The sequence below is a fragment of the Bacillus sp. FJAT-29790 genome (genome assembly GCF_019039215.1).
Taxonomy (GTDB): Bacteria; Bacillota; Bacilli; order Bacillales; family Cytobacillaceae; genus Cytobacillus.
This window is the reverse complement of record NZ_JAHNZZ010000001.1, coordinates 2778889-2798699: the sequence shown is the minus strand read 5'-3', so window position 1 is coordinate 2798699 and position 19811 is coordinate 2778889. Positions and strand designations below refer to the sequence as shown.

Sequence of the window (19811 nt, the reverse complement as noted above, 5' to 3'; positions counted from 1 at the left end):
GAGGCTCCCGTCCCTCCCCGCGGAAAGCAAGTGCCCGCAGCGGAAATCAATGGGCAAACTTTTAAGGCTAAAACAACAGTACGTGCGAAAATAGCATTTTTTTATTAAGTTTGAAACTATTCATAAAAAGACAAATAAAAGTCAAATAAATTGAAATAAATTATAAAAATAAAAATAAATTATAAATAACATTCAGAAAATTTATTATAAAATGAAAATATACAAAAAAGGAGAGATATACGATGACAACAATAACAAATAAGGTAGTACGTTACCGAGGTACGGAATTAAACACAAAGGGATGGCAACAAGAGGCTGTACTTCGAATGTTAATGAACAACTTAGATCCTGATGTAGCTGAACATCCGGAAAAACTCGTCGTCTATGGAGGTATTGGGAAAGCTGCTCGTAACTGGGAATCTTTCGATGCGATCGTTGAAACATTAAAAAATCTTGAAGATGATGAAACATTACTTGTTCAATCAGGAAAGCCGGTCGTTGTTTTTAAAACACACAAGGATGCACCGCGCGCATTGCTTGCCAATTCAAACATTGTTCCAGCTTATGCTAATTGGGATACATTCCATGAACTTGATCAAAAAGGCCTGATGATGTACGGACAAATGACAGCAGGAAGCTGGATTTATATCGGTTCTCAAGGAATTGTCCAAGGAACTTATGAAACATTTGCTGAGCTTGCAAAACAGCACTTCAATGGCACACTAAAGCACACTATTACATTAACAGCGGGCCTCGGCGGCATGGGTGGAGCACAGCCTCTTGCAGTAACAATGAACGGAGGCGTTGTAATCGGTATCGATGTGGATGAAACAAGAATTGACCGCCGAATCGAAACTCGCTACACTGACGTGAAAACGCATTCATTAGATGAAGCAATTCGTTTAGCAGAAGAAGCGAAAAAAGAAGGAAAAGCGTTATCTATCGGCTTAGTAGGTAACGCTGCGGACATTTTACCAGAAATGATTGCCCGTAACTTTAATCCAGATGTACTGACGGACCAAACATCCGCACATGATCCGTTAAATGGTTATGTTCCTTCGAAAATGTCAATGGAAGAAGCAGATAAGCTTCGTGAGTCCAATCCAGAAGAATATGTGAAACTTTCTAAAGCATCTATGGCGACACATGTAAAAGCGATGCTTGAAATGATGGAAAAAGGCTCGATCACATTTGATTATGGTAATAATATCCGTCAAGTGGCAAAAGACGAAGGAGTAGAAAATGCTTTCGATTTCCCTGGATTCGTTCCAGCGTATATCCGGCCGCAGTTCTGTGAAGGAAAAGGACCTTTCCGCTGGGTAGCCTTATCAGGAGATCCAGAAGATATTTATAAAACAGACGAAGCGATTTTACGCGAATTTGCTGATAATGAGCATTTATGTAATTGGATTCGTATGGCGCAAGAAAAAATCGAATTCCAAGGGCTTCCTTCACGTATTTGCTGGCTTGGTTACGGTGAGCGCGCTCGCTTCGGTAAAATCCTGAATGACATGGTGGCGAGCGGTGAATTGAAAGCTCCAATCGTTATTGGCCGTGATCATCTTGACTCTGGATCAGTTGCTTCTCCTAACCGTGAAACAGAGGCGATGAAAGACGGATCAGACGTTGTATCTGACTGGCCACTCCTTAATGCGATGGTCAATGCTGTTGGAGGCGCAACATGGGTATCACTTCACCATGGCGGCGGCGTAGGCATGGGTTACTCACAGCATTCAGGCGTAGTTATTGTTGCAGACGGTACGAAAGAAGCAGAAGTTCGTCTTGAACGTGTATTGACAACAGATCCAGGAATGGGTGTTGTGCGTCATGCAGATGCAGGCTATGAATTGGCAAAGAAAACTGCCCGCGAAAAAGGAATTAAGATGCCGATGCTTGAGAGAGGAGATCAGTAATGACAAAACCAATCTGGATCAAACATGCAGCCCAGTTGACGACGCTTGCTTCTGAAATAAAAGGTCCACGTTCAAAAAAAGCCATGTCTGAGCTTGGTTTACTCGAAAATGGCAGTTTGTGGTTAGAGGATGGTGTTGTCCAAGCGGTAGGCACAACGAAAGAGCTTGAAGAACGTTATTCAGCACGTGCGCACGAAGCGGAAATTATTGATGCTTCTGGTCATCTTGTCACACCGGGATTGGTCGACCCTCATACGCATGTTGTCTATGGCGGGAGCCGCGAACATGAATTTGAAATGCGTCTTGAAGGGGCAACATACATGGAAATTATGAATGCGGGTGGAGGAATTCATGCGACCACCCGCATGACAAGGGAAGCAACGGAAGAAGAATTAATCGAACAAACGACACGTCGCCTTGACTCTCTTTTACAACACGGCGTTACAACGGTGGAAGGTAAGAGCGGTTATGGGATGAATCTTGAAACTGAACTGAAACAATTGCGCATCATGAAGCGATTACAGGAAACACACGCGATTGATCTCGTTCCAACTTTCATGGGTGCTCATGCAGTTCCTCCAGAATACAAAGGGCGTGAAGACGAATTTGTCGATCATGTCATAAATGATATGTTGCCGATTGTAGCTGAAGAGAAATTGGCCGAGTTTAACGATGTCTTTTGTGAAAAAGGTGTTTTTACACCTGAGCAGTCAGAGCGCGTCTTGGAAGCAGGAAAACGCCTTGGATTGATTCCAAAAATTCATGCTGATGAAATTGCCCCTTATGGTGGAGCGGAATTAGCGGCAAAAGTCGGTGCAATTTCAGCAGAGCACTTATTACAAGCATCAGAAGAGGGTATCAAGGCAATGGCGGAAGCTGGAACGATTGCTTGCTTGCTTCCTGCAACAGCACTTTATTTGCGTGAAAAAGCGGCCGCTGGAAGGAAAATGATCGATGAGGGTGTGCCGGTTGCGATCTCAACTGACGTCAATCCTGGATCTTCACCAACGACATCCATGCCGCTTGTCATGAATTTAGCTTGCATCTCAATGAGGCTTACTCCGGCTGAAGCATTAACTGCTGCAACATATAATGCTGCTTGTGCTATTAACCGACAGGAAAAAGTGGGATCGCTTGAAGTCGGAAAGCAAGCAGATGTCGTCCTATGGAATGTGAAAAATTATCAGGAATTGCAATATTTATTCGGAGTTAACCATGTTAAGTCCGTGTGGAAAAAAGGTGTCCAGGTGGTGGGGGAAAATGAAAGAAAACTGGCTTCAAAAGCCTGAGTGGTCCTGGAATGCTGTGAAGGACGAACCTGATTTTGTTCATCAATGGGTTCGTCCACTGGAGGCAGGGGCAGAGGCTCCTGACCTCATTCTTTACGGTGCACCAATATCACGTTCGTCAATAAGTGTGTCAGGCGCTTCCTTGTATCCAACAGAGTTTCGGCGGATGTGGAAAGGCTTTGCCACTTATAATTTAGATGAAGATATCGACTTGTCTCCGTTTCGGGTTGCTGATGCAGGGGATGTAGCGATGCATACGACAGATATCCTTTTATCACATCAGCGTATTCAAGAGGCAACAGCGTCTCTTGCGGCTAGGTATCCAAACACTATAACATGTATGATTGGCGGCGATCATTCTACGACAGCCTGTGCCGTTCGGGGAATTAAGGAAGTCTATGAGCAAGAAAAAATAGGAATTTTACAACTAGATACTCATCTTGATGTGCGGGATCCTGCTGAATTAGGACCGGCAAATGGTACACCAATTCGGCAATTAATAGATGGCGAAACAGTCAAAGGGGAGCATATCAATAACATTGGACTACACGGTTATTTTAATGCGAAACCACTAATTGACTATGCCAAGGAATATAAAATTAATATGGTGACACTGAAGCAAGCACGCAAGCAGGGAATCGTTCAGACCATTCACCATGCACTCAACGCACTATCTGAGAAAGTCGACCGTATCTATGTAACAGTCGATATGGATGTGCTCGATATATCCGTAGCACCAGGCGTTCCAGCATCCACACCGGGAGGCATGACTGCAACAGAATTGTTCGACGCCTTACTCGAAATCGGCAAGCATCCAGCTGTTAGGCACATTGACTTCGTTTGTTTGGACCCAAGCAAAGATTCGGCAGTTGCAGAAACAGTTAAAACTGGTGTATATGCATGGCTGCAATTTGTTACTGGCCGTTTGTTGGGCAAATAAAATAACAGCACTACTTAAATTACCGCGGGTTATATGGCAGTAAGACACCGTGCTTTAGGATTAAGTGGAATCGAAAAGATAAAGACCCTTTCCACCAGATGGTTTCTTGGGGCTTAAGGTCATAGGCTAATCGATCTGTGACAAAGAACGTTTTGTCGAGGCTTATCTTGTGATCGTTGCTCAAGAACATTCACCTCCGATATAAGTGCAAAGGTCTAATTGATTAAGCTAACCATCAGTAGGGAACGAATGAAGGCCTCTACTGATGGAATTTTTCACTTTGTTAAAAATCCCCCAAAGTCCGTAGTTTAGAAATACGATGCCGTATTATTCAAGTAGCATTTGTTAGGCAAGAATAATATTTATTTATTCTATCAATATAAACAAAATTTTTGAATGGTTCCTGTCACATAAAGTAATTTTGTCTACTAAAAAGCAAGAAAAGTAAGTTTTAATTTGTAAAGTAATTTCATTAGGGTGATAATAACTCAAATAGTCTAAAGATTAAAAAATCAAGGAGGTGTAAGTTTGAATTATTTTATCTCAAATTTTGATAGAGTCGTTAAGTTGTTCTTAGAGCATCTTTATCTCGTATCAATATCTTTATTTGTAGCTCTAATTATTGCAACAGTGTTGGGCATTACTGTCTCAAGGTACAAAAAATTATATACACCGGTAATTGGCAGTTTAGGGGTTATTTATACTATTCCTAGTATTGCTTTGTTTGCCTTAATGATTCCTATTTTAGGCCTAGGCTTTAAATCAGCGTTTATAGCACTTATTGCTTATTCACAAATGATTTTAGTCCGCAATATAGTTGCAGCCATTAGAGGGATTGATCCCTCAATTATTGAAGCAGCAAAGGGTATGGGAATGGGTAAGTGGAGAATTTTATTTAAGATTGAACTGCCTTTAGCACTTCCGGTTGTTGTTGCAGGTATTCGAATAGCAACGGTTTCAATCATTGGTATTGCTGCTATTGCAGCTTATATTAACGCAGGCGGTCTAGGAGAATTAATATTTGAAGGTATCTATCAGGATCATTCGCAAAAGATTATCGCTGGAACAGTTGCTGTAGCATTTTTGGCTATCGCTGCGGATATCGGTTTTCGATTGTTAGAAAGAAAGTTAAACACGCAAGGCTAAATGAAAGTTGGTGAAATGAAGTGATCTTGAATGAGGCGTATAAATACATTTTAAATAATTCGGAAGTGTTTTTTGAAGCAGTTAAAATTCATCTCGTTTTAAGTTTTGTTGCTGTTGGTCTAGGTATTATCATCTGTGTCCCGTTAGGTATATATCTGGCAAAAACAGAAAAGGCTTCGCTGATTATCATGAATATCGTGAATGTGGGCAGGATTATCCCGAGTTTAGCTGTTTTAGCCTTGGTAATGCCTTTTGTTGGAATTGGATTTGTTCCATCCTTAATAGCCCTAACCTTACTTGTCTGCCCTCCCATTCTTATCAATACAGTTATAGCTGTAAAGGAAGTAGATAAAAGTATAGTAGAGGCAGCGTATGGGATGGGGATGAATAAAGCTAGGGTTATAAGGAAAGTGGAATTTCCCTTAGCGCTCCCAGTAATTATTACAGGTGTCAGAACAGCTTCTGTTGAAGTAATTGCAAGCGCGACTCTTGCAGCTTTTATTGGTGGAGGCGGATTAGGAGTATTTATTATTAATGGCATTGCAGGAGCGAATGCATCAATGTTACTTGTTGGAGCTATCCCAGTAGCATTACTCGCGTTTTTGGCAGAATTCACGATTGGTGGCATTGAAAAACTTACTACACCACCAACAACATAAAATTTTTAGGGGGATTTAGATAATGAAAAATAGAAAATGGTATGTTTTGGTTAGCCTTATGTTTATTGTTACCATCTTTGCTACAGCTTGCGGAGAGTCAAGTTCTAAATCGACTGCTGGTGAGAGCGGGAAACCAACTATAAAGGTCGGTTCTAAAAACTTTACCGAGCAATTTATTTTAGGTGAAATTTATGCACAAGCCTTTGAAGCCGCGGGCTATCCTGTAGAACGGAAATTAAATCTTGGTGGTACTCTAGTTGCGTATGAAGCTTTGAAAAGTGGTGACATCGATCTTTATCCAGAATACACAGGTACTGCTTTAATGGATATTTTAAAAGGTGAACCGTTAGGTGACGGAGACGCCGTTTACGAAGAAGTAAAAGCAGGGATGAAAAATGAAAATATTGAAGTATTAAATAAAACGGGATTTAACAATACTTACGTATTAGTTGCTACAAAAGAAGTTGCGGAGAAATATAATCTAAAAACATTAACGGATCTATCTGAAAAGGCACCGGAATTAAAGTTTGCACTAATCCCGGAATTTGGTGAACGTGCAGATGGATTACCAGGGTTACAAAAAACATATGGTGGATTCAATTTTAAAAATGCACAGTTATTCGAAATTGGATTAAAGTATCGTGCACTCACATCAGGAGAAGTAGATGTAACTATTGGTTTTGGTACAGATGGACAAATTGCTGGGTTTAATTTAGTAGCTTTAGAGGATGATAAAAACTTTTGGCCGCCCTATCATGCAGCTCCTTTAGTGCGTCAAAGTGTAGTAGAGGAGAATCCTGAAGTAGCTGAAATTCTTAATAAGATTAATAGCCTTTTAACTGATGATGTAATGGCTTCATTAAACTGGAAAGCTGATGGTGATGATAAGGAAGAGCCGTCTGCTATTGCAAAAGAATTCCTTAAGGAAAATGGGTTTCTAAAATAAGTCTTTCATGATACTTATAATTGATTTATAAAATGGGGATCAACGATGATCCCCTTCTTTAAGGAGGAATAAGATGAGCAAAATTGAATTTAGAAACGTTATAAAAATTTATCGGGGAAGTGAAAGAGCTGCTGTAAATAATGTGAACTTTGAGGTCAAATCGGGTGACTTTGTTGTCTTTTTAGGAACCTCAGGGTGTGGAAAAACAACACTATTAAAGATGATCAATAGGCTTTATGAACAGACAGAAGGTTCGATTATTATTGATGACAAAGATACACGAGAACTCCCCGTAAATGATCTTAGAAGAAAAATAGGATATGTAATTCAACAAAGTGGATTATTTCCTCACATGACGGTTGCGGAAAATATTGCAGTTGTCCCAGAAATGTTAGGGTGGGATAAGAAGAAAATTGAGCTTAGGATCGATGAATTACTGGAGTTAGTTCATCTAGATCCTAAGGTATACAGAAATAGATATCCACGTCAACTATCGGGCGGTCAGCAGCAAAGGATTGGACTTGCTAGAGCATTGGCTGCAGATCCACCAATTATGTTAATGGATGAACCATTCGGAGCCATTGATGCTATTACTAGAACAAAGCTTCAAGATGAATTAATTCATATCCAAAAAAAGCTGCATAAAACGATTCTATTTGTTACACATGATGTGGATGAGGCATTGAGGCTTGCTGATAAGATTGTAATTATGAAAGACGGAATCGTCGTTCAATATGATTCACCGCTAAATATTATTGCGAACCCTAAAGATGATTTTGTTCGCGATTTAATTGGTGGAGATGATATTATTCGTCAAGTCAGCCTTATTAGTGTAAAAGATGCTATGCAAAAAGCGACAGTGGATACGGTAGTTAATCCAGCTGATACAATACCTGATACTTCTGATATTAAATCAGCATTGGCAGCTATGCTAAAGTCAGGAAATGAAAATTTATACGTGATCAATGAAAGGCAAGATATCGTTGGTATGATAGACTTTGCACAAATCCAAGCCCTATTAAAGCCTAAAGTTAAAAAGGCAATGCAGGTGGTAAACTAGGAGGATTTACGTGGACAAAATTCAACAATGTATTCTAATAGACGGTCAGCAGAAAAAAATTGAGGATGTTGTGGCAGTTGCCAGAGATGGTGCGAAAGTAATAGTAATTGAAGAGGTTCAAGAAAATATAAACAGATGTAGAATGTTAGTTGAACAGTTTGTTAAAGAAGAGAGGGTAATTTACGGTATAACAACAGGTCTTGGTGAACTTTGTAAAGTGAGTGTTCCGCCGGAAAAACTATCTGAATTGTCTAGGAATATTATTATGAGCCATGCATGTGGCATGGGGACTCCTCTTCCGCATGATCAAGTTAGGGCGATTATGTTTTCAGCTGTTTTAAATTTTAGTCATGGTCATTCAGGAGTACGGTTTGAAACAGTTGAAACACTTGTTAATATGTTAAATCTAGGTGTTGTTCCGTATGTTCCCGGGCAAGGTTCTGTCGGATATTTAACACATATGGCACATATTTCACTTGTTATGATTGGTATGGGACAAGCGTATTATAACGGGGAGCTTTACTCAGGAAAAGAAGCCATGGAAAGAGCAGGTATTGAGACACTTACATTAGGGGCGAAAGAGGGTCTCTCATTAGTTAATGGTACGGTATGTATGACTGGAATTGGCGCACTAGTAGTTTATGATGCTATGCAACTGGCAAAATGGGTGGATATTGCAGGTGCGATGAGCTTTGAGGCATTAAAGGGTACTAGATATGCTTTTGATAAAAGAATTAATGAGGTTCGCCCTTATAAAGGGCAAATCCAAGTTGCTGAAAATTTGCTTCGTCTAATCGATGGCAGTGAGATAGCGGAGAAATATAAAGACTATAGGGTTCAGGATGCATTAAGCCTGAGGGCAATGCCGCAGGTGCATGGAGCTAGTCGGGATAAGATCGATCATGCATTAGAAGTTATTCTGATTGAGTTGAATGCAGCTACGGATAATCCACTTATTTTTGAAACAGAAGGGGGAGGGGTTTCACTTTCATCTTGTAATGCACATGGTGAACCCTTAGCCCAAACAATGGATCTTTTAGCGATTGCTGTGTCTGAACTTGGCAATATTTCAGAAAGAAGAATCGACCGTTTAGTTAATCCTCATGTAAGTGAATTGCCGGCATTTTTAGTTGAGAACTCTGGATTAAATACCGGGTTTATGATTCCACAATATGTTGCATCTTCTTTAGTAGCTGAAAATAAAGTATTATCACACCCTATTTCTGTCGATTCAATTCCAATGTCGGCTTATCAAGAGGATCATGTGAGTATGGGGACACCAGCGGCTCTTAAAGCTTATCAAGTCATACGCAATGTGCAGAAAGTGGTTTCAATTGAACTATTAACTGCTGCTCAGGCGTTAGAATTTCACCGTCCTTTAAGATTTGGTGCAGGAACTTCACTCGTCTATCAATTAATTAGAGAACAAATTCCTAAATGGACAGAAGATCGTGTTTTTTATCCAGATCTGGAGACAATTAATAGAGAGGTCGAGGAAAATAATTGGATTAATACTGTAGAAGAAAAGATAGGTGCAATTTAACTTTTTTCTTTTAGATATGTTAGCAATTGATCAATATATTCTATTTAATCAAACGTTTGATTAAGAGAATTTAATTTAAAGACCCGAAGCAATTGAATAAACATGCAGGTACAAAAATTGCTATATGATTGAATGCCACTAGCATAAATAATGGGGTAATTTTAATAGATTGGTTATCATGCAACGAAAAAGCAAGGTATTCATTTCAAGACCTAAATCGTAAAAAGTCATAAAACATAGAGGGTGATATATATTAGCCGTGTGTTAATATATATCACCCTTTTTACCTCTTGTTCAAAAAACCGGCGTCCGATTGTAGAAAAATAGTAAGATTATTAAAATTTGTTGGGGGTATCCAGATTAAACTTAGAAATCTTAAAATGATTCCAGCACCGTAGGAAGGACCTATAAATGCACACCTTTCAATATTAAAATAGTTCATTAGCTCATATATCCATAAAGCAAAGCTGGTATCCTTTGCTGATAGCCTATTTTAATCACTATATCCGGGGTGACCGATCGTTTTCAGTTGCGTAAATTCTATACTTATCTATTAGAGGTGAAAACCAGGATAATGTCATTGGATTAATGGAATTGCCGCTTTGAAGTAAAAACAAAGGTTTACCATTACTTGGACCTGCTACAAGCATATGTGTTTTTCAAAAACTTGTATCAATATAAAGTCTCTCGACATCGTATGTCAAAGTCTTAAATAATTTTCATAGTGATGGAAAATTTCCCTTTTCCCTTTTTCACTTTTATAAATTGATGTTTTCCCCGTAAAATACCTCCATTGTTATTCCAAGTAGAACCTTCTTATTTAGTTACTGTACTCCTAAATTAACTAGTCTTTAAAAGTCTCCCTTTACTTAAATTCGAGAAGGTAATCTCCTACAAATTATCCTATTAAGCAATTGTAGTATTTAATCAAACGTTTGATTAATACTTAAGGTTCTTAATCAAACGTTTGATTAAGAGAATTAATTAATAACTCGAAATAACTGAATGAACATGCATATGCAAAATTTGTGCACAAGATTGAATGCCTCCAGCATAAATAGAATAGGAAGTAATTTAGATGGAAAAGCGCTCGAAAAGGGAATACGGTCACCAATAGGTGCTATTGTATTTGTCGATATTAATTTGAGCCGGAGTGATCACTTCAAAAGTGAGCCACTTCATTTTGAGTCGTTTCCATATTAGGGGGGGAGTTCGTTTCGTTAGTTTGATGGGTGTGGGGTGTAGCCAACAAGATACAGAAACTATTCTTCTTACATTTTGTAATAATCCACTACATTAATTTTAAAAGGGGATTGACTTTTCAGAATTTTAAAATAAAATTATAAATAGAATCACAATAGAAAAACAAGTTCCTATATTTTAAAACAAGTAGGGTAGAGCTTCATGCCAATTATTCAATCTATAGACCGTGCCCTTCGAATCCTTGATCTATTTGATGAACATACAACGGAGCTTAAGATTACATAAATAAGCGAGCGAATGGGCTTGCACAAAACTTATGCAAGCAGGCTCCGAATTATCAAAACAAATGGGATATGGGACTCCAGTCAGATGAGTCCCCTCTCTTAACGAAGTTTTTAAAAACCCAGTTTTATAATATAAAACAAAATGGAGGATTTGACTCTGATCATAAACAGACTAACAGTCAAAAATTTTGTTTTGAAGAAATAATGTATGTTGTGAAACAGCGAAAAGTATGGGGGATCTTTTTTACCCAATTCGCAGGAGCTTTCACCCACTACTTTTTTCTGACGTGGTTTATCGTTTACCTTCAACAAGGTGTTTATTAAAGAGAGGGCGATCCCTTACTGTTGCACATAAAATACATTGTTTCAGGAATGATCGTTTCATCGTTGATCTGTCTGGTGGATTTTTTTGCGAACGATTTCGGTAATATGGTGTGGGTAGCATTGGGCGATGTATTATACGAGTGCAGTTGCTTTACTGGAAGGAATAAGCTTCCTACTGATTATAGATAAGCTAGAAATGATTGACTTGAGTAAGATGAAACAAAGAAAAAAATTGTTACTGATTCAGTTAAAGAACAAATGTAATTTTTAGACTGAATTGAAAATTAGAACTGTTGTTCCTGTAGTTTTAGATTAATAAATAAATGCTCAAAGCACAAATTTATTTCATTGCGTTTTGTACCTTGAGTGAAGAAAAGGAATGGATATAAATATGAAAATAACAAAATTAGAAACAATTAGAATCGACAAATTTCCTAATATTTGCTATGTACAAATACATACGGATGAAGGACTGATTGGGTTAGGAGAAACCTATTTTGCTGCTGAAGCGGTTGAATCTTGGATACACGAAACAGGTGCAGGCGTATTGCTTGGTCAAGATCCATTAACTATTGATTGTCATTGGAATGCAATGGTTGGCTTTGTCGGATCACGAAGTACAGGGATTGAAAATCGAGGGCGTTCAGCTTTAGATATTGCTCTTTGGGATATTTTCGGAAAGGTAACGAACCAACCAATTTATCAATTATTGGGTGGCGCATTTCGAGAAAGTATTCCCTTATATAATACTTGTGCAGGCCCCCACTATACACAAGGCAAGCCTAAGAATGGTGGTTTACCCGTAGATAATTGGGGAATTGGCAAAAGTGCAAATTTAGAACCTTATAACGATTTAGATGCTTTCATGAATAATGCGGATGAATTGGCTGAGAGTTTAATTTCTGAAGGATTTATGGGTATGAAAATTTGGCCTTTTGATCCTTATGCAGAAGCTTCAGGAGGACATTATATTTCGAATGAAAATTTAAAAAAAGCCCTTATTCCATTTGAAAAAATCCGTAAAAGAGTTGGAGATAAAATTGAAATAATGGTAGAGATGCATTCGAAGTGGGATGTAAGAACCGCGAAACAAATTGCGAATGCTTTAGAGGAGTATAATCCTTTCTGGTATGAGGACCCTATCAAAATGGATAATCTAGATGCTTTGTCTGGACTTTCCGAATCTATCAATATTCCGATAGCGGCGAGTGAAACTCTAGGTACACGATGGGCATATCGTGAGCTTTTAGAACGGAAGGCGACCGATGTTCTTATTTTTGATCCAACATGGACAGGCGGGATATCTGAAGGTAAACGAATTGCAACATTAGCGGAGATATACCAAATCCCAATTGCAACACACGATTGTGTTGGACCACTTTCATTTGTTGTAGATGTTCATCTGTCAATAAACGCAAGTAATGCATTTGTTCAAGAGGCAGTACGTTCTTTTTATTACGGATGGTACCAAGAGCTTCTGACAGAACTCCCGCTAATTAAAGAAGGTCGTGTTTATCCACTTCAAGGTCCTGGATTAGGAACGTCTTTACGACCTGAAGTGTTTGAACGATCAGATTTTCACAGGAGAGAATCGATTATCGAGTAATCTCGTCTAACGTTAACAAATGGGTTCTGGTGCAAAAACTTTAAGATAATTCTGTTAACGGTAAGATGGTACCTACGGTATAACCTCAGTTTTCGCGATTTGGTGGAAATGATGGAGGAACGAGGTTTATCTACCGCTCAAAGTATTTAATCAAACGTTTGATTAAGAGAATTTATTAAAAAGCATACAAGTACAAAATTTGCATATGTTTTACTAGACTAGTAAATAATTTAGATAGAAAGTTTTGGAAAAACCCCCCTTTCGCTGACAAGCAGAAAGGGGATTTTTCTGTTTTTTCGTAAGAAAAGCAATCAATTATGAGAAATCGATGTATAATCAAATTACTGATTATTTTGAAAGGTGATGATTGGAATGCCAAAGGAATTTATTTATGGGAAAACAATGGAGGAGTGGGGAAAGGAGAATCCGCTATTGGCGGAAATAACAGCGTTAAAGGAAGTATTTTGGACGAATCCAAAGTACAATTCCTTAGCGGGGTTCTTTTCTCTGACACTAGAAGATGCGATTGATGCAGAGGAGCGGCTGGCACGTTTTGCCCCGTATATCGCAAAAGTTTTTCCGGAAACAGCAGAAGCAAACGGGTTAATCGAATCATCGCTTGTTCCCATTCCAAAGATGATAGCTAGAATAGAACCTTTCATACAACAGGAACTTCCTGGAAGGTTATTGTTGAAATGTGACAGCCACTTGCCAATCTCAGGCTCCATTAAGGCGAGAGGCGGTATTTATGAGGTATTAAAATACGCGGAAGAGCTCGCATTGGAGCATGGCTTGATAACGGTGGAAGATGATTATTCAATGTTTGCCGATCAAAAATTCAAGGATTTCTTTTCCAAATATTCGATTGCTGTCGGCTCAACGGGAAATTTAGGACTAAGTATTGGAATAATGAGTGCACAACTTGGTTTCAAGGTTTTTGTTCATATGTCTGCTGATGCGAAACAATGGAAAAAAGATTTGCTTCGGGAAAAAGGCGTTTTCGTCGTCGAGCATGCTTCTGATTTCAGTGAAGCGGTCGCACATGGGAGAAAGCAGGCAGATCAGGACCCAAATATGTACTTTGTTGATGATGAAGCCTCCAAGCATCTATTCCTCGGCTATGCCGTAGCCGCTTTCCGTTTGAAGAAGCAGCTTGAGGAAATGAATAGACCGGTGGATGAAGAACACCCGCTGTTCGTCTATCTTCCTTGTGGAGTTGGGGGTGGACCCGGAGGTGTAACATTTGGACTAAAGCTTATTTTTAAGGAACACGTTCATTGTTTCTTTGTGGAGCCGACTCACTCGCCATGCATGCTTATTGGTTTAATGACTGGGCTTCATGATCAAGTATCTGTTCAGGACTTTGGGCTAGATAACAAAACGGAAGCAGACGGGCTTGCTGTAGGTCGACCTTCAGGCTTTGTAGGAAAAATACTGGAGGAAAAAATTAGCGGAGTTTACTCAGTAGAAGATGATAAATTATTTGCCTTGCTGGCAATACTTGCAGATACGGAAGAAATCTATCTTGAACCATCTGCTCTCGCCGGGTTCCTTGGTCCTGTGCACTTATCGAAATCACATGCAGGAAAAGAATACATTAAAAATAATCAATTGGAATCACATTTAAAAAATGCTACTCATATCATTTGGGGCACAGGCGGCAGCATGGTTCCAGAAAACGAAATGCAGAAATATTATGAGAGAGGGAAAAAATTGCTAGATAAACAGGTTCTATGCGACATATAAAAATTAAATTTTACTGCGAGGCATTAACTGATTTAAAGAAAAGGCTCAATTAAAGCTTAATGTTGATTGTTACACTTTGTTGATTGGAACGGAAAGCGAAGCGCTTTGAGTGGAAATCAACAGGCAAGTTTAAAAAAGCCATTGAAAAAAGGAGAGGCTTCTCATTGGATAATAAACTATATTATAAAGATTCTTACATAAAATCCTTTTCGGCAAATTTGCTTAGGCAGGACAAGGATGAACAAGGAAAATGGTACGCCGTCTTGGAAGAGACTGCATTTTATCCAACGGGTGGAGGCCAGCCTCATGACACAGGGATTTTGAACGGTGTAAAGGTGATTGAAGTAGAGGAAGTTGAAGGAGAAATCCGTCACTATTTAGAGGAGCCTGTAAAGGAAAGTCTCATATTAGGTGAAGTAGATTGGGATCGGCGGTTTGATCATATGCAGCAGCATGCCGGCCAGCATATTTTATCTGCGGCTTTTGAAGAATTATTTGGTTTCACGACAGTCAGCTTCCATTTGGGAAAAGAACTTATCACAATTGATTTAGATATTGAAGAGCTGACGGAACAACAAGCTCAAAAAGTAGAGGAACTAGCTAATCAAATCATCATGGAGAACCGCCCGATTGATACCATTTGGGTGACTGCAAATGAATTATCCGAGTATCCTCTTCGAAAGCAGCCTTCTGTTACGGAGGATATCCGTCTTGTAATCATTCCGGAATTTGATTACAACGGTTGCGGCGGAACGCATCCGTACACAACTGCGGAGGTAGGAGCAATAAAAATTTTGGATTGGGAGAGGCAAAGGAAACGAATCCGCATTCATTTTGTATGTGGTTCGCGGGTTCTAGCGCAGCTCCATCAAAAACAAAATGCAATCAAGAAACTGAGCCAATTGCTGAATGCACCAGAACAGGATTTGGATACAGCTGCTAAACGGCTGATTGATAATGGAAGGGAGCTGGAAAAATCTCTAGAAGATTTACGTGAAGAACTAATCGGTTACGAAGCAATCGAATTACTAGAAAAAGCTGTGCCGTCTGACAGAGGAAAAATTGTAGGTAAGGTTTTTCAAAATAGATCTGTACAGGAATTGCAGAAGCTTGCACGCACGATTACGAACCAATCTGAAGAGGTTATAGTTTTCCTAGTAAATGAGGCAGATGAAAAACTTCAGTTCGTCTGCTCGAGAGGAACGATCCCAACTATCAGTATGAAACAAATAACTGGTGCACTTCTGCCATTGATAAATGGCAAGGGTGGCGGAAGCGATTTGTTTTCCCAAGGCGGCGGTGAAGCTTTGTTGACAGGAGAACAATTACTATTACAGGCATTAGAACTAACAAAACAGGAGATTAAATAATAGTACGGTGAGTTTTCCACTTAGTTCAGGATATTGGATAAACCAATTATTTACAAAGGATATGACTTCAATAAGTCATATCCTTTGTTGCTTAACAACGTTTCTTCGTTTATCGCTATTATAGGCCCTAGGCTAATTTCCCCTGCTAAATTACCCTCGAAAAATTCATTATTTCTCCGAATCCCGCATTATGCACAAAGTGAAACTTCCATCAGTGGGGGCTTTCCGACGTACAGGACGACGTTGCCCCAGGACGTGGCATTCTTAGTCGGCTTCATCTCCCACTGGTTGTTAGTTGAACCAAACGGAGTTTTACTGCCCGTTAATCTGCGATAAATAACTTAATTCAAAGACCCTAACATATAATTTATAACCTGAAGCTAATTAAGATAAAGGAAGTGACAGCATGTTAGTAAAACCACAACGTCTCAAAAAAGGGGATACAATCGGCATCATTGCACCTGCAAGCCCGCCTAATCTGGAAAACCTTCAGCGTTCTTTTGCCTTTTTAGAAAAGCTTGGCTTAAATGTGAAGGTTGGCAAACATGTATATGATCAATACGGATATTTAGCCGGATACGATTATGAGAGATTAGAAGATTTGCATAAAATGTTTCTTGATCAAGAAGTAAAAGCTATCATCTGTGCGGGCGGGGGATATGGGACAGCCCGAATCGCCTCACAAATCGAATACAGTATCATAGCGGAAAACCCGAAAATTTTCTGGGGTTACAGTGATATTACCTTTTTGCATACAGCGATCCGTCAACAAACCGGACTCGTTACATTTCATGGGCCGATGCTCGCGTCGGATATTGGAAAAATGGATGTGGATCCCTTAACAAAGGAATATTTTAGGCAGCTTTTTGAACCAGTAGAAATTGAATATACAGCCAAGCTTTCCCCACTTGAAATGTTGATTGAAGGCCATGCGAGCGGACCGGTTGTCGGAGGAAACTTAACTCTAATGGCTAGTTCACTAGGGACGCCATTTGAGATCGATACAAAGGGAAAACTCTTATTAATCGAAGAAATTAATGAAGAGCCCCGTGCTGTTGACCGCATGCTGAATCAATTGCATATGGCCGGGAAGCTTGAGAATTCGGCCGGTCTCATCATCGGAGATTTTAATAACTGTGTGCCAGAAAGGGAACCTTCCTTGGAACTAGATGAAGTGATTGCTCATTATACCCATTTAGCAAATAAGCCGGCACTAAGAGGATTCAAAATGGGCCATTGCTCGCCACATATTTCCATTCCCTTAGGTGTGAAGGCAAAAATGGACACAGCGAAAAAACAGTTAACAATCGAAAGCGGAATACAATAACATGAATATAGACAAAGTTGAAACATACCGGGTAGCAATCCCTCTGAAAAAACCATTTAAAACAGCTTTGCGTACGGTCATAACAGCTGAATCTATTTTGGTCAAAATAACATGTGTTAACGGGATCATTGGCTGGGGTGAGGCCCCTCCGACAGTTGTCATTACAGGCGAGAGCCTTGTAAGTATCGAATCAGCCATTCATCAAGTGCTAAAGCCTTACCTAGAAAAACAAAGTTTGCTAAACTATGAAGCCATTTTTCAAGGGATCCAATCGATTCTTATTGGCAATTCTAGTGCAAAAGCGGCTGTTGATATGGCGCTATACGATTGTTTGTCCCAGCAATGCAAGCTTCCGCTGTATCAGTTCTTAGGTGGGTATATGGATGAAATTGAAACGGATTTTACGGTTAGCGTGAATGAACCTGAGGAAATGGGGGAAGACGCTGTTTCTTATGTTCAGCAAGGGTTTGATGTGCTGAAAGTAAAGGTTGGGAAAGATGATATCGCAACGGATATTGAACGGATTTGCGAGATAAGGAAGCGAATTGGGAAGACTATAAAAATTCGCCTCGATGCTAATCAAGGCTGGCAACCGAAGGAAGCTATCCAAGCTATTCGCAAAATGGAGGCGATGGACTTAAATATCGAACTCGTTGAACAGCCTGTAAAAGCATGGGACATTGCCGGATTGAAGCAGGTTACAGATGGCGTAGATACATTGATAATGGCTGACGAAAGTGTCTTTTCCCCAAAGCAAGCCTTTGAAGTCATCAAGACGAGAAGCGCAGATTTAATTAACATTAAACTGATGAAATCAGGTGGAATCTATCAAGCACAAATCATCAACCAGCTTGCTGAAGTTTGCGGGATGGAATGCATGGTTGGAAGCATGATCGAAACACGCATTGGCATCTCAGCGGCCGCTCACTTTGCGGCTAGCAAGAAAAATATTACCCGCTTTGATTTTGATGCTCCCCTCATGTTAGCAAGGGAAATCGTTAAAGGCGGGATTAAGTACAATGGCAGAAAAATTATGCTTCTCTCAGATCCAGGTTTAGGAATAAGGCATGTTCATGTAGAAGGAGGAGTATCAACTGGAAATCAAATATAATGGCTAATTGATGTTCCTGTAACGACCCTTGCACATCTTTTGAAGATGATTGTGCAATTTTCTGCAATAATGGCTAAACCGTCCTTGCATTCGTATTCGCCGATCAGCTGTCAAGTCAGAAAATAGCTTAGTCAAAAATACAAAAGCATTCCAAAATGACAATATCATTTATCTGGATCCAAACTATTGGTACCTTTCTGGAGGCGGACTCGTTTCTGTAACAGAAATGGTAAAAGAAATTGAAAAGGGATTGCAGTAACAGGCATAACTTGATCGATTAGCTATCAAGCTGGGAAAGTGACTTCAACATATAGGGTTAGTTAATTTCTATAGTGGTTTATTATCAACCACGACTATTAATAATAAACTAAGCAATAGTCTTTAGACATTTTCCAGCGTTTATCTAAAAGATAATGAGAACCTCAATTGTTTTAGGCAACAATAAGTTGATTCACACAATCATTTGTAGACGGATTTATAAGAAAAAGTCGTTATTAAAACGGTATTCCTGCAAAAAATAAGAGTCAGTGATATTCTTCACTGACTCTTTTATGTTTTTCAATTATTCTCCTAAGTAAGCGGAGAACATCCAAATATGTGTATCAAGCTTAACTAATAATCCAACAGCAAGGTCATTGATCACATCATCTCCGTGCTGTTCGGAAAGCTCAGCCAATTCCTTTAGTTCTTTTTTCAAATGATTGTAATCAGCTACTAGGCTTGAGACCATTTCATTTGCGTTGCTCTCACCCGCTGTTTCTTCTAATGTTGCTAGATCTAGGTATTCTTTCATTGTTGCAGCAGGTTTGCCGCCAATCGCTAGAAGGCGTTCTGCCATTTCATCGACAACACTAGCAGATTCGTTGTAAAGTTCCTCGAATTTTTCATGAAGCGTAAAGAATAATGGTCCTTTCACAAACCAATGATAACGGTGAAGCTTCGTATAAAGGACACTCCAGTTAGCAATTTGTACGTTTAATGCTGAATGTAATTTTTCCATCTTTATTGCCTCCTCAAATTTATGTTTTACTTCTATTATTACAAATCGATTGTGCTCTATTCTTATTATATCAAATACAAAATTAAAATCAATACTTAATTATAATAATTATTATTTAGTATTATATATAAAATATTAAAATGGCTCTGTTAGTGATTAATACTGAAAAATGAAGAACAGCAGGGAGGTTTTGCCGGAAGAGAGTCTTTTGAGCGATTGTGAGAACCCCGTCTCGGAAGGTAGATCGAATCCGTGTGTCTATCAACAAAATTGTTTAACAAAGCCTTTAATATAAGATTACAAAAGATCCTGAATTCCTAAAGTGGGATTAAGATTTTATGAAA

At 39.2% G+C, this 19811-nt stretch carries 14 protein-coding genes and 3 pseudogenes; 16 read left to right on the top strand and 1 reads right to left on the bottom strand.

Annotation, left to right across the window (positions count from 1 at the left end; genetic code table 11):
- The first annotated feature begins 242 nt into the window (after positions 1-242).
- The 16 genes and pseudogenes from hutU to BGM26_RS21555 form a co-directional block, all read left to right on the top strand.
- A complete protein-coding gene (gene hutU, locus BGM26_RS13190) occupies positions 243-1913 on the top strand; it encodes a urocanate hydratase (RefSeq protein ID WP_217040252.1) in 1671 nt (556 codons plus the stop codon).
- Positions 1913-3202: an imidazolonepropionase gene (hutI, locus tag BGM26_RS13185; RefSeq protein ID WP_217040251.1), complete on the top strand. Its 1290-nt coding sequence runs from the start codon at positions 1913-1915 to the stop codon at positions 3200-3202. The genes hutU and hutI overlap by 1 nt, the downstream gene beginning before the upstream one ends.
- On the top strand, positions 3174-4142 hold the full coding sequence (locus BGM26_RS13180; protein WP_217040250.1) for an agmatinase family protein: 969 nt from the start codon (positions 3174-3176) through the stop codon (positions 4140-4142). Before hutI ends, BGM26_RS13180 begins: the two co-directional genes overlap by 29 nt.
- Positions 4143-4670: 528 nt before the next feature.
- Positions 4671-5288 (top strand): ABC transporter permease, encoded by a 618-nt coding sequence (locus BGM26_RS13175; RefSeq protein WP_217040249.1) that lies wholly within the window; start codon positions 4671-4673, stop codon positions 5286-5288.
- 20 nt (positions 5289-5308) lie between these two features.
- Entirely contained in the window at positions 5309-5947 is a 639-nt protein-coding gene (locus tag BGM26_RS13170) for an ABC transporter permease (protein WP_217040248.1), read from the top strand.
- A gap of 22 nt (positions 5948-5969) precedes the next feature.
- On the top strand, positions 5970-6893 hold the full coding sequence (locus tag BGM26_RS13165) for a glycine betaine ABC transporter substrate-binding protein (protein WP_217040247.1): 924 nt from the start codon (positions 5970-5972) through the stop codon (positions 6891-6893).
- Positions 6894-6966: 73 nt separating this feature from the next.
- Complete coding sequence (locus BGM26_RS13160; protein ID WP_217040246.1) at positions 6967-7953, top strand: ABC transporter ATP-binding protein; 987 nt, start codon at positions 6967-6969, stop codon at positions 7951-7953.
- Between the two features lie 10 nt (positions 7954-7963).
- Complete coding sequence (gene hutH, locus BGM26_RS13155; RefSeq protein WP_217040245.1) at positions 7964-9496, top strand: histidine ammonia-lyase; 1533 nt, start codon at positions 7964-7966, stop codon at positions 9494-9496.
- 1404 nt (positions 9497-10900) lie between these two features.
- A pseudogene (locus tag BGM26_RS21705) lies at positions 10901-10981 on the top strand (IclR family transcriptional regulator); the annotation flags it as partial.
- A gap of 717 nt (positions 10982-11698) precedes the next feature.
- Positions 11699-12913, top strand: a complete 1215-nt coding sequence (locus BGM26_RS13145) for a mandelate racemase/muconate lactonizing enzyme family protein (protein WP_217040244.1) — start codon at positions 11699-11701, stop codon at positions 12911-12913.
- Between the two features lie 45 nt (positions 12914-12958).
- A pseudogene (locus BGM26_RS13140) lies at positions 12959-13057 on the top strand (IS6 family transposase); the annotation flags it as partial.
- Positions 13058-13285: 228 nt separating this feature from the next.
- Positions 13286-14659 carry a D-serine ammonia-lyase gene (locus tag BGM26_RS13135; protein ID WP_217040243.1) on the top strand — a complete coding sequence of 458 codons (1374 nt, stop codon included), beginning with the start codon at positions 13286-13288 and terminating at the stop codon, positions 14657-14659.
- 164 nt (positions 14660-14823) lie between these two features.
- On the top strand, positions 14824-16029 hold the full coding sequence (locus tag BGM26_RS13130; RefSeq protein WP_217040242.1) for an alanyl-tRNA editing protein: 1206 nt from the start codon (positions 14824-14826) through the stop codon (positions 16027-16029).
- A 406-nt stretch (positions 16030-16435) separates the two neighbouring features.
- Positions 16436-17356 carry a S66 peptidase family protein gene (locus tag BGM26_RS13125; RefSeq protein WP_217040241.1) on the top strand — a complete coding sequence of 307 codons (921 nt, stop codon included), beginning with the start codon at positions 16436-16438 and terminating at the stop codon, positions 17354-17356.
- 1 nt (position 17357) lies between these two features.
- Positions 17358-18467 carry a dipeptide epimerase gene (locus BGM26_RS13120; RefSeq protein ID WP_217040240.1) on the top strand — a complete coding sequence of 370 codons (1110 nt, stop codon included), beginning with the start codon at positions 17358-17360 and terminating at the stop codon, positions 18465-18467.
- A gap of 118 nt (positions 18468-18585) precedes the next feature.
- Positions 18586-18726, top strand: a pseudogene (locus tag BGM26_RS21555) (ABC transporter); the annotation flags it as partial.
- 303 nt (positions 18727-19029) lie between these two features.
- On the opposite strand, the gene BGM26_RS13115 reads toward BGM26_RS21555, so the two are convergent.
- A complete protein-coding gene (locus BGM26_RS13115) occupies positions 19030-19467 on the bottom strand; it encodes a Dps family protein (protein WP_217040239.1) in 438 nt (145 codons plus the stop codon).
- Between the last annotated feature and the right edge of the window lie 344 nt (positions 19468-19811).

Bases quoted from the DNA above. Each gene is read 5' to 3' on its own strand.
- hutU (WP_217040252.1), top strand. From the start codon at position 243: ATGACAACAATAACAAATAAGGTAGTACGTTACCGAGGTACGGAATTA.
- hutI (WP_217040251.1), top strand. From the start codon at position 1,913: ATGACAAAACCAATCTGGATCAAACATGCAGCCCAGTTGACGACGCTT.
- BGM26_RS13180 (WP_217040250.1), top strand. From the start codon at position 3,174: ATGAAAGAAAACTGGCTTCAAAAGCCTGAGTGGTCCTGGAATGCTGTG.
- BGM26_RS13165 (WP_217040247.1), top strand. From the start codon at position 5,970: ATGAAAAATAGAAAATGGTATGTTTTGGTTAGCCTTATGTTTATTGTT.
- BGM26_RS13160 (WP_217040246.1), top strand. From the start codon at position 6,967: ATGAGCAAAATTGAATTTAGAAACGTTATAAAAATTTATCGGGGAAGT.
- BGM26_RS13145 (WP_217040244.1), top strand. From the start codon at position 11,699: ATGAAAATAACAAAATTAGAAACAATTAGAATCGACAAATTTCCTAAT.
- BGM26_RS13135 (WP_217040243.1), top strand. From the start codon at position 13,286: ATGCCAAAGGAATTTATTTATGGGAAAACAATGGAGGAGTGGGGAAAG.
- BGM26_RS13125 (WP_217040241.1), top strand. From the start codon at position 16,436: ATGTTAGTAAAACCACAACGTCTCAAAAAAGGGGATACAATCGGCATC.
- BGM26_RS13120 (WP_217040240.1), top strand. From the start codon at position 17,358: ATGAATATAGACAAAGTTGAAACATACCGGGTAGCAATCCCTCTGAAA.
- BGM26_RS13115 (WP_217040239.1), bottom strand. From the start codon at position 19,467: ATGGAAAAATTACATTCAGCATTAAACGTACAAATTGCTAACTGGAGT.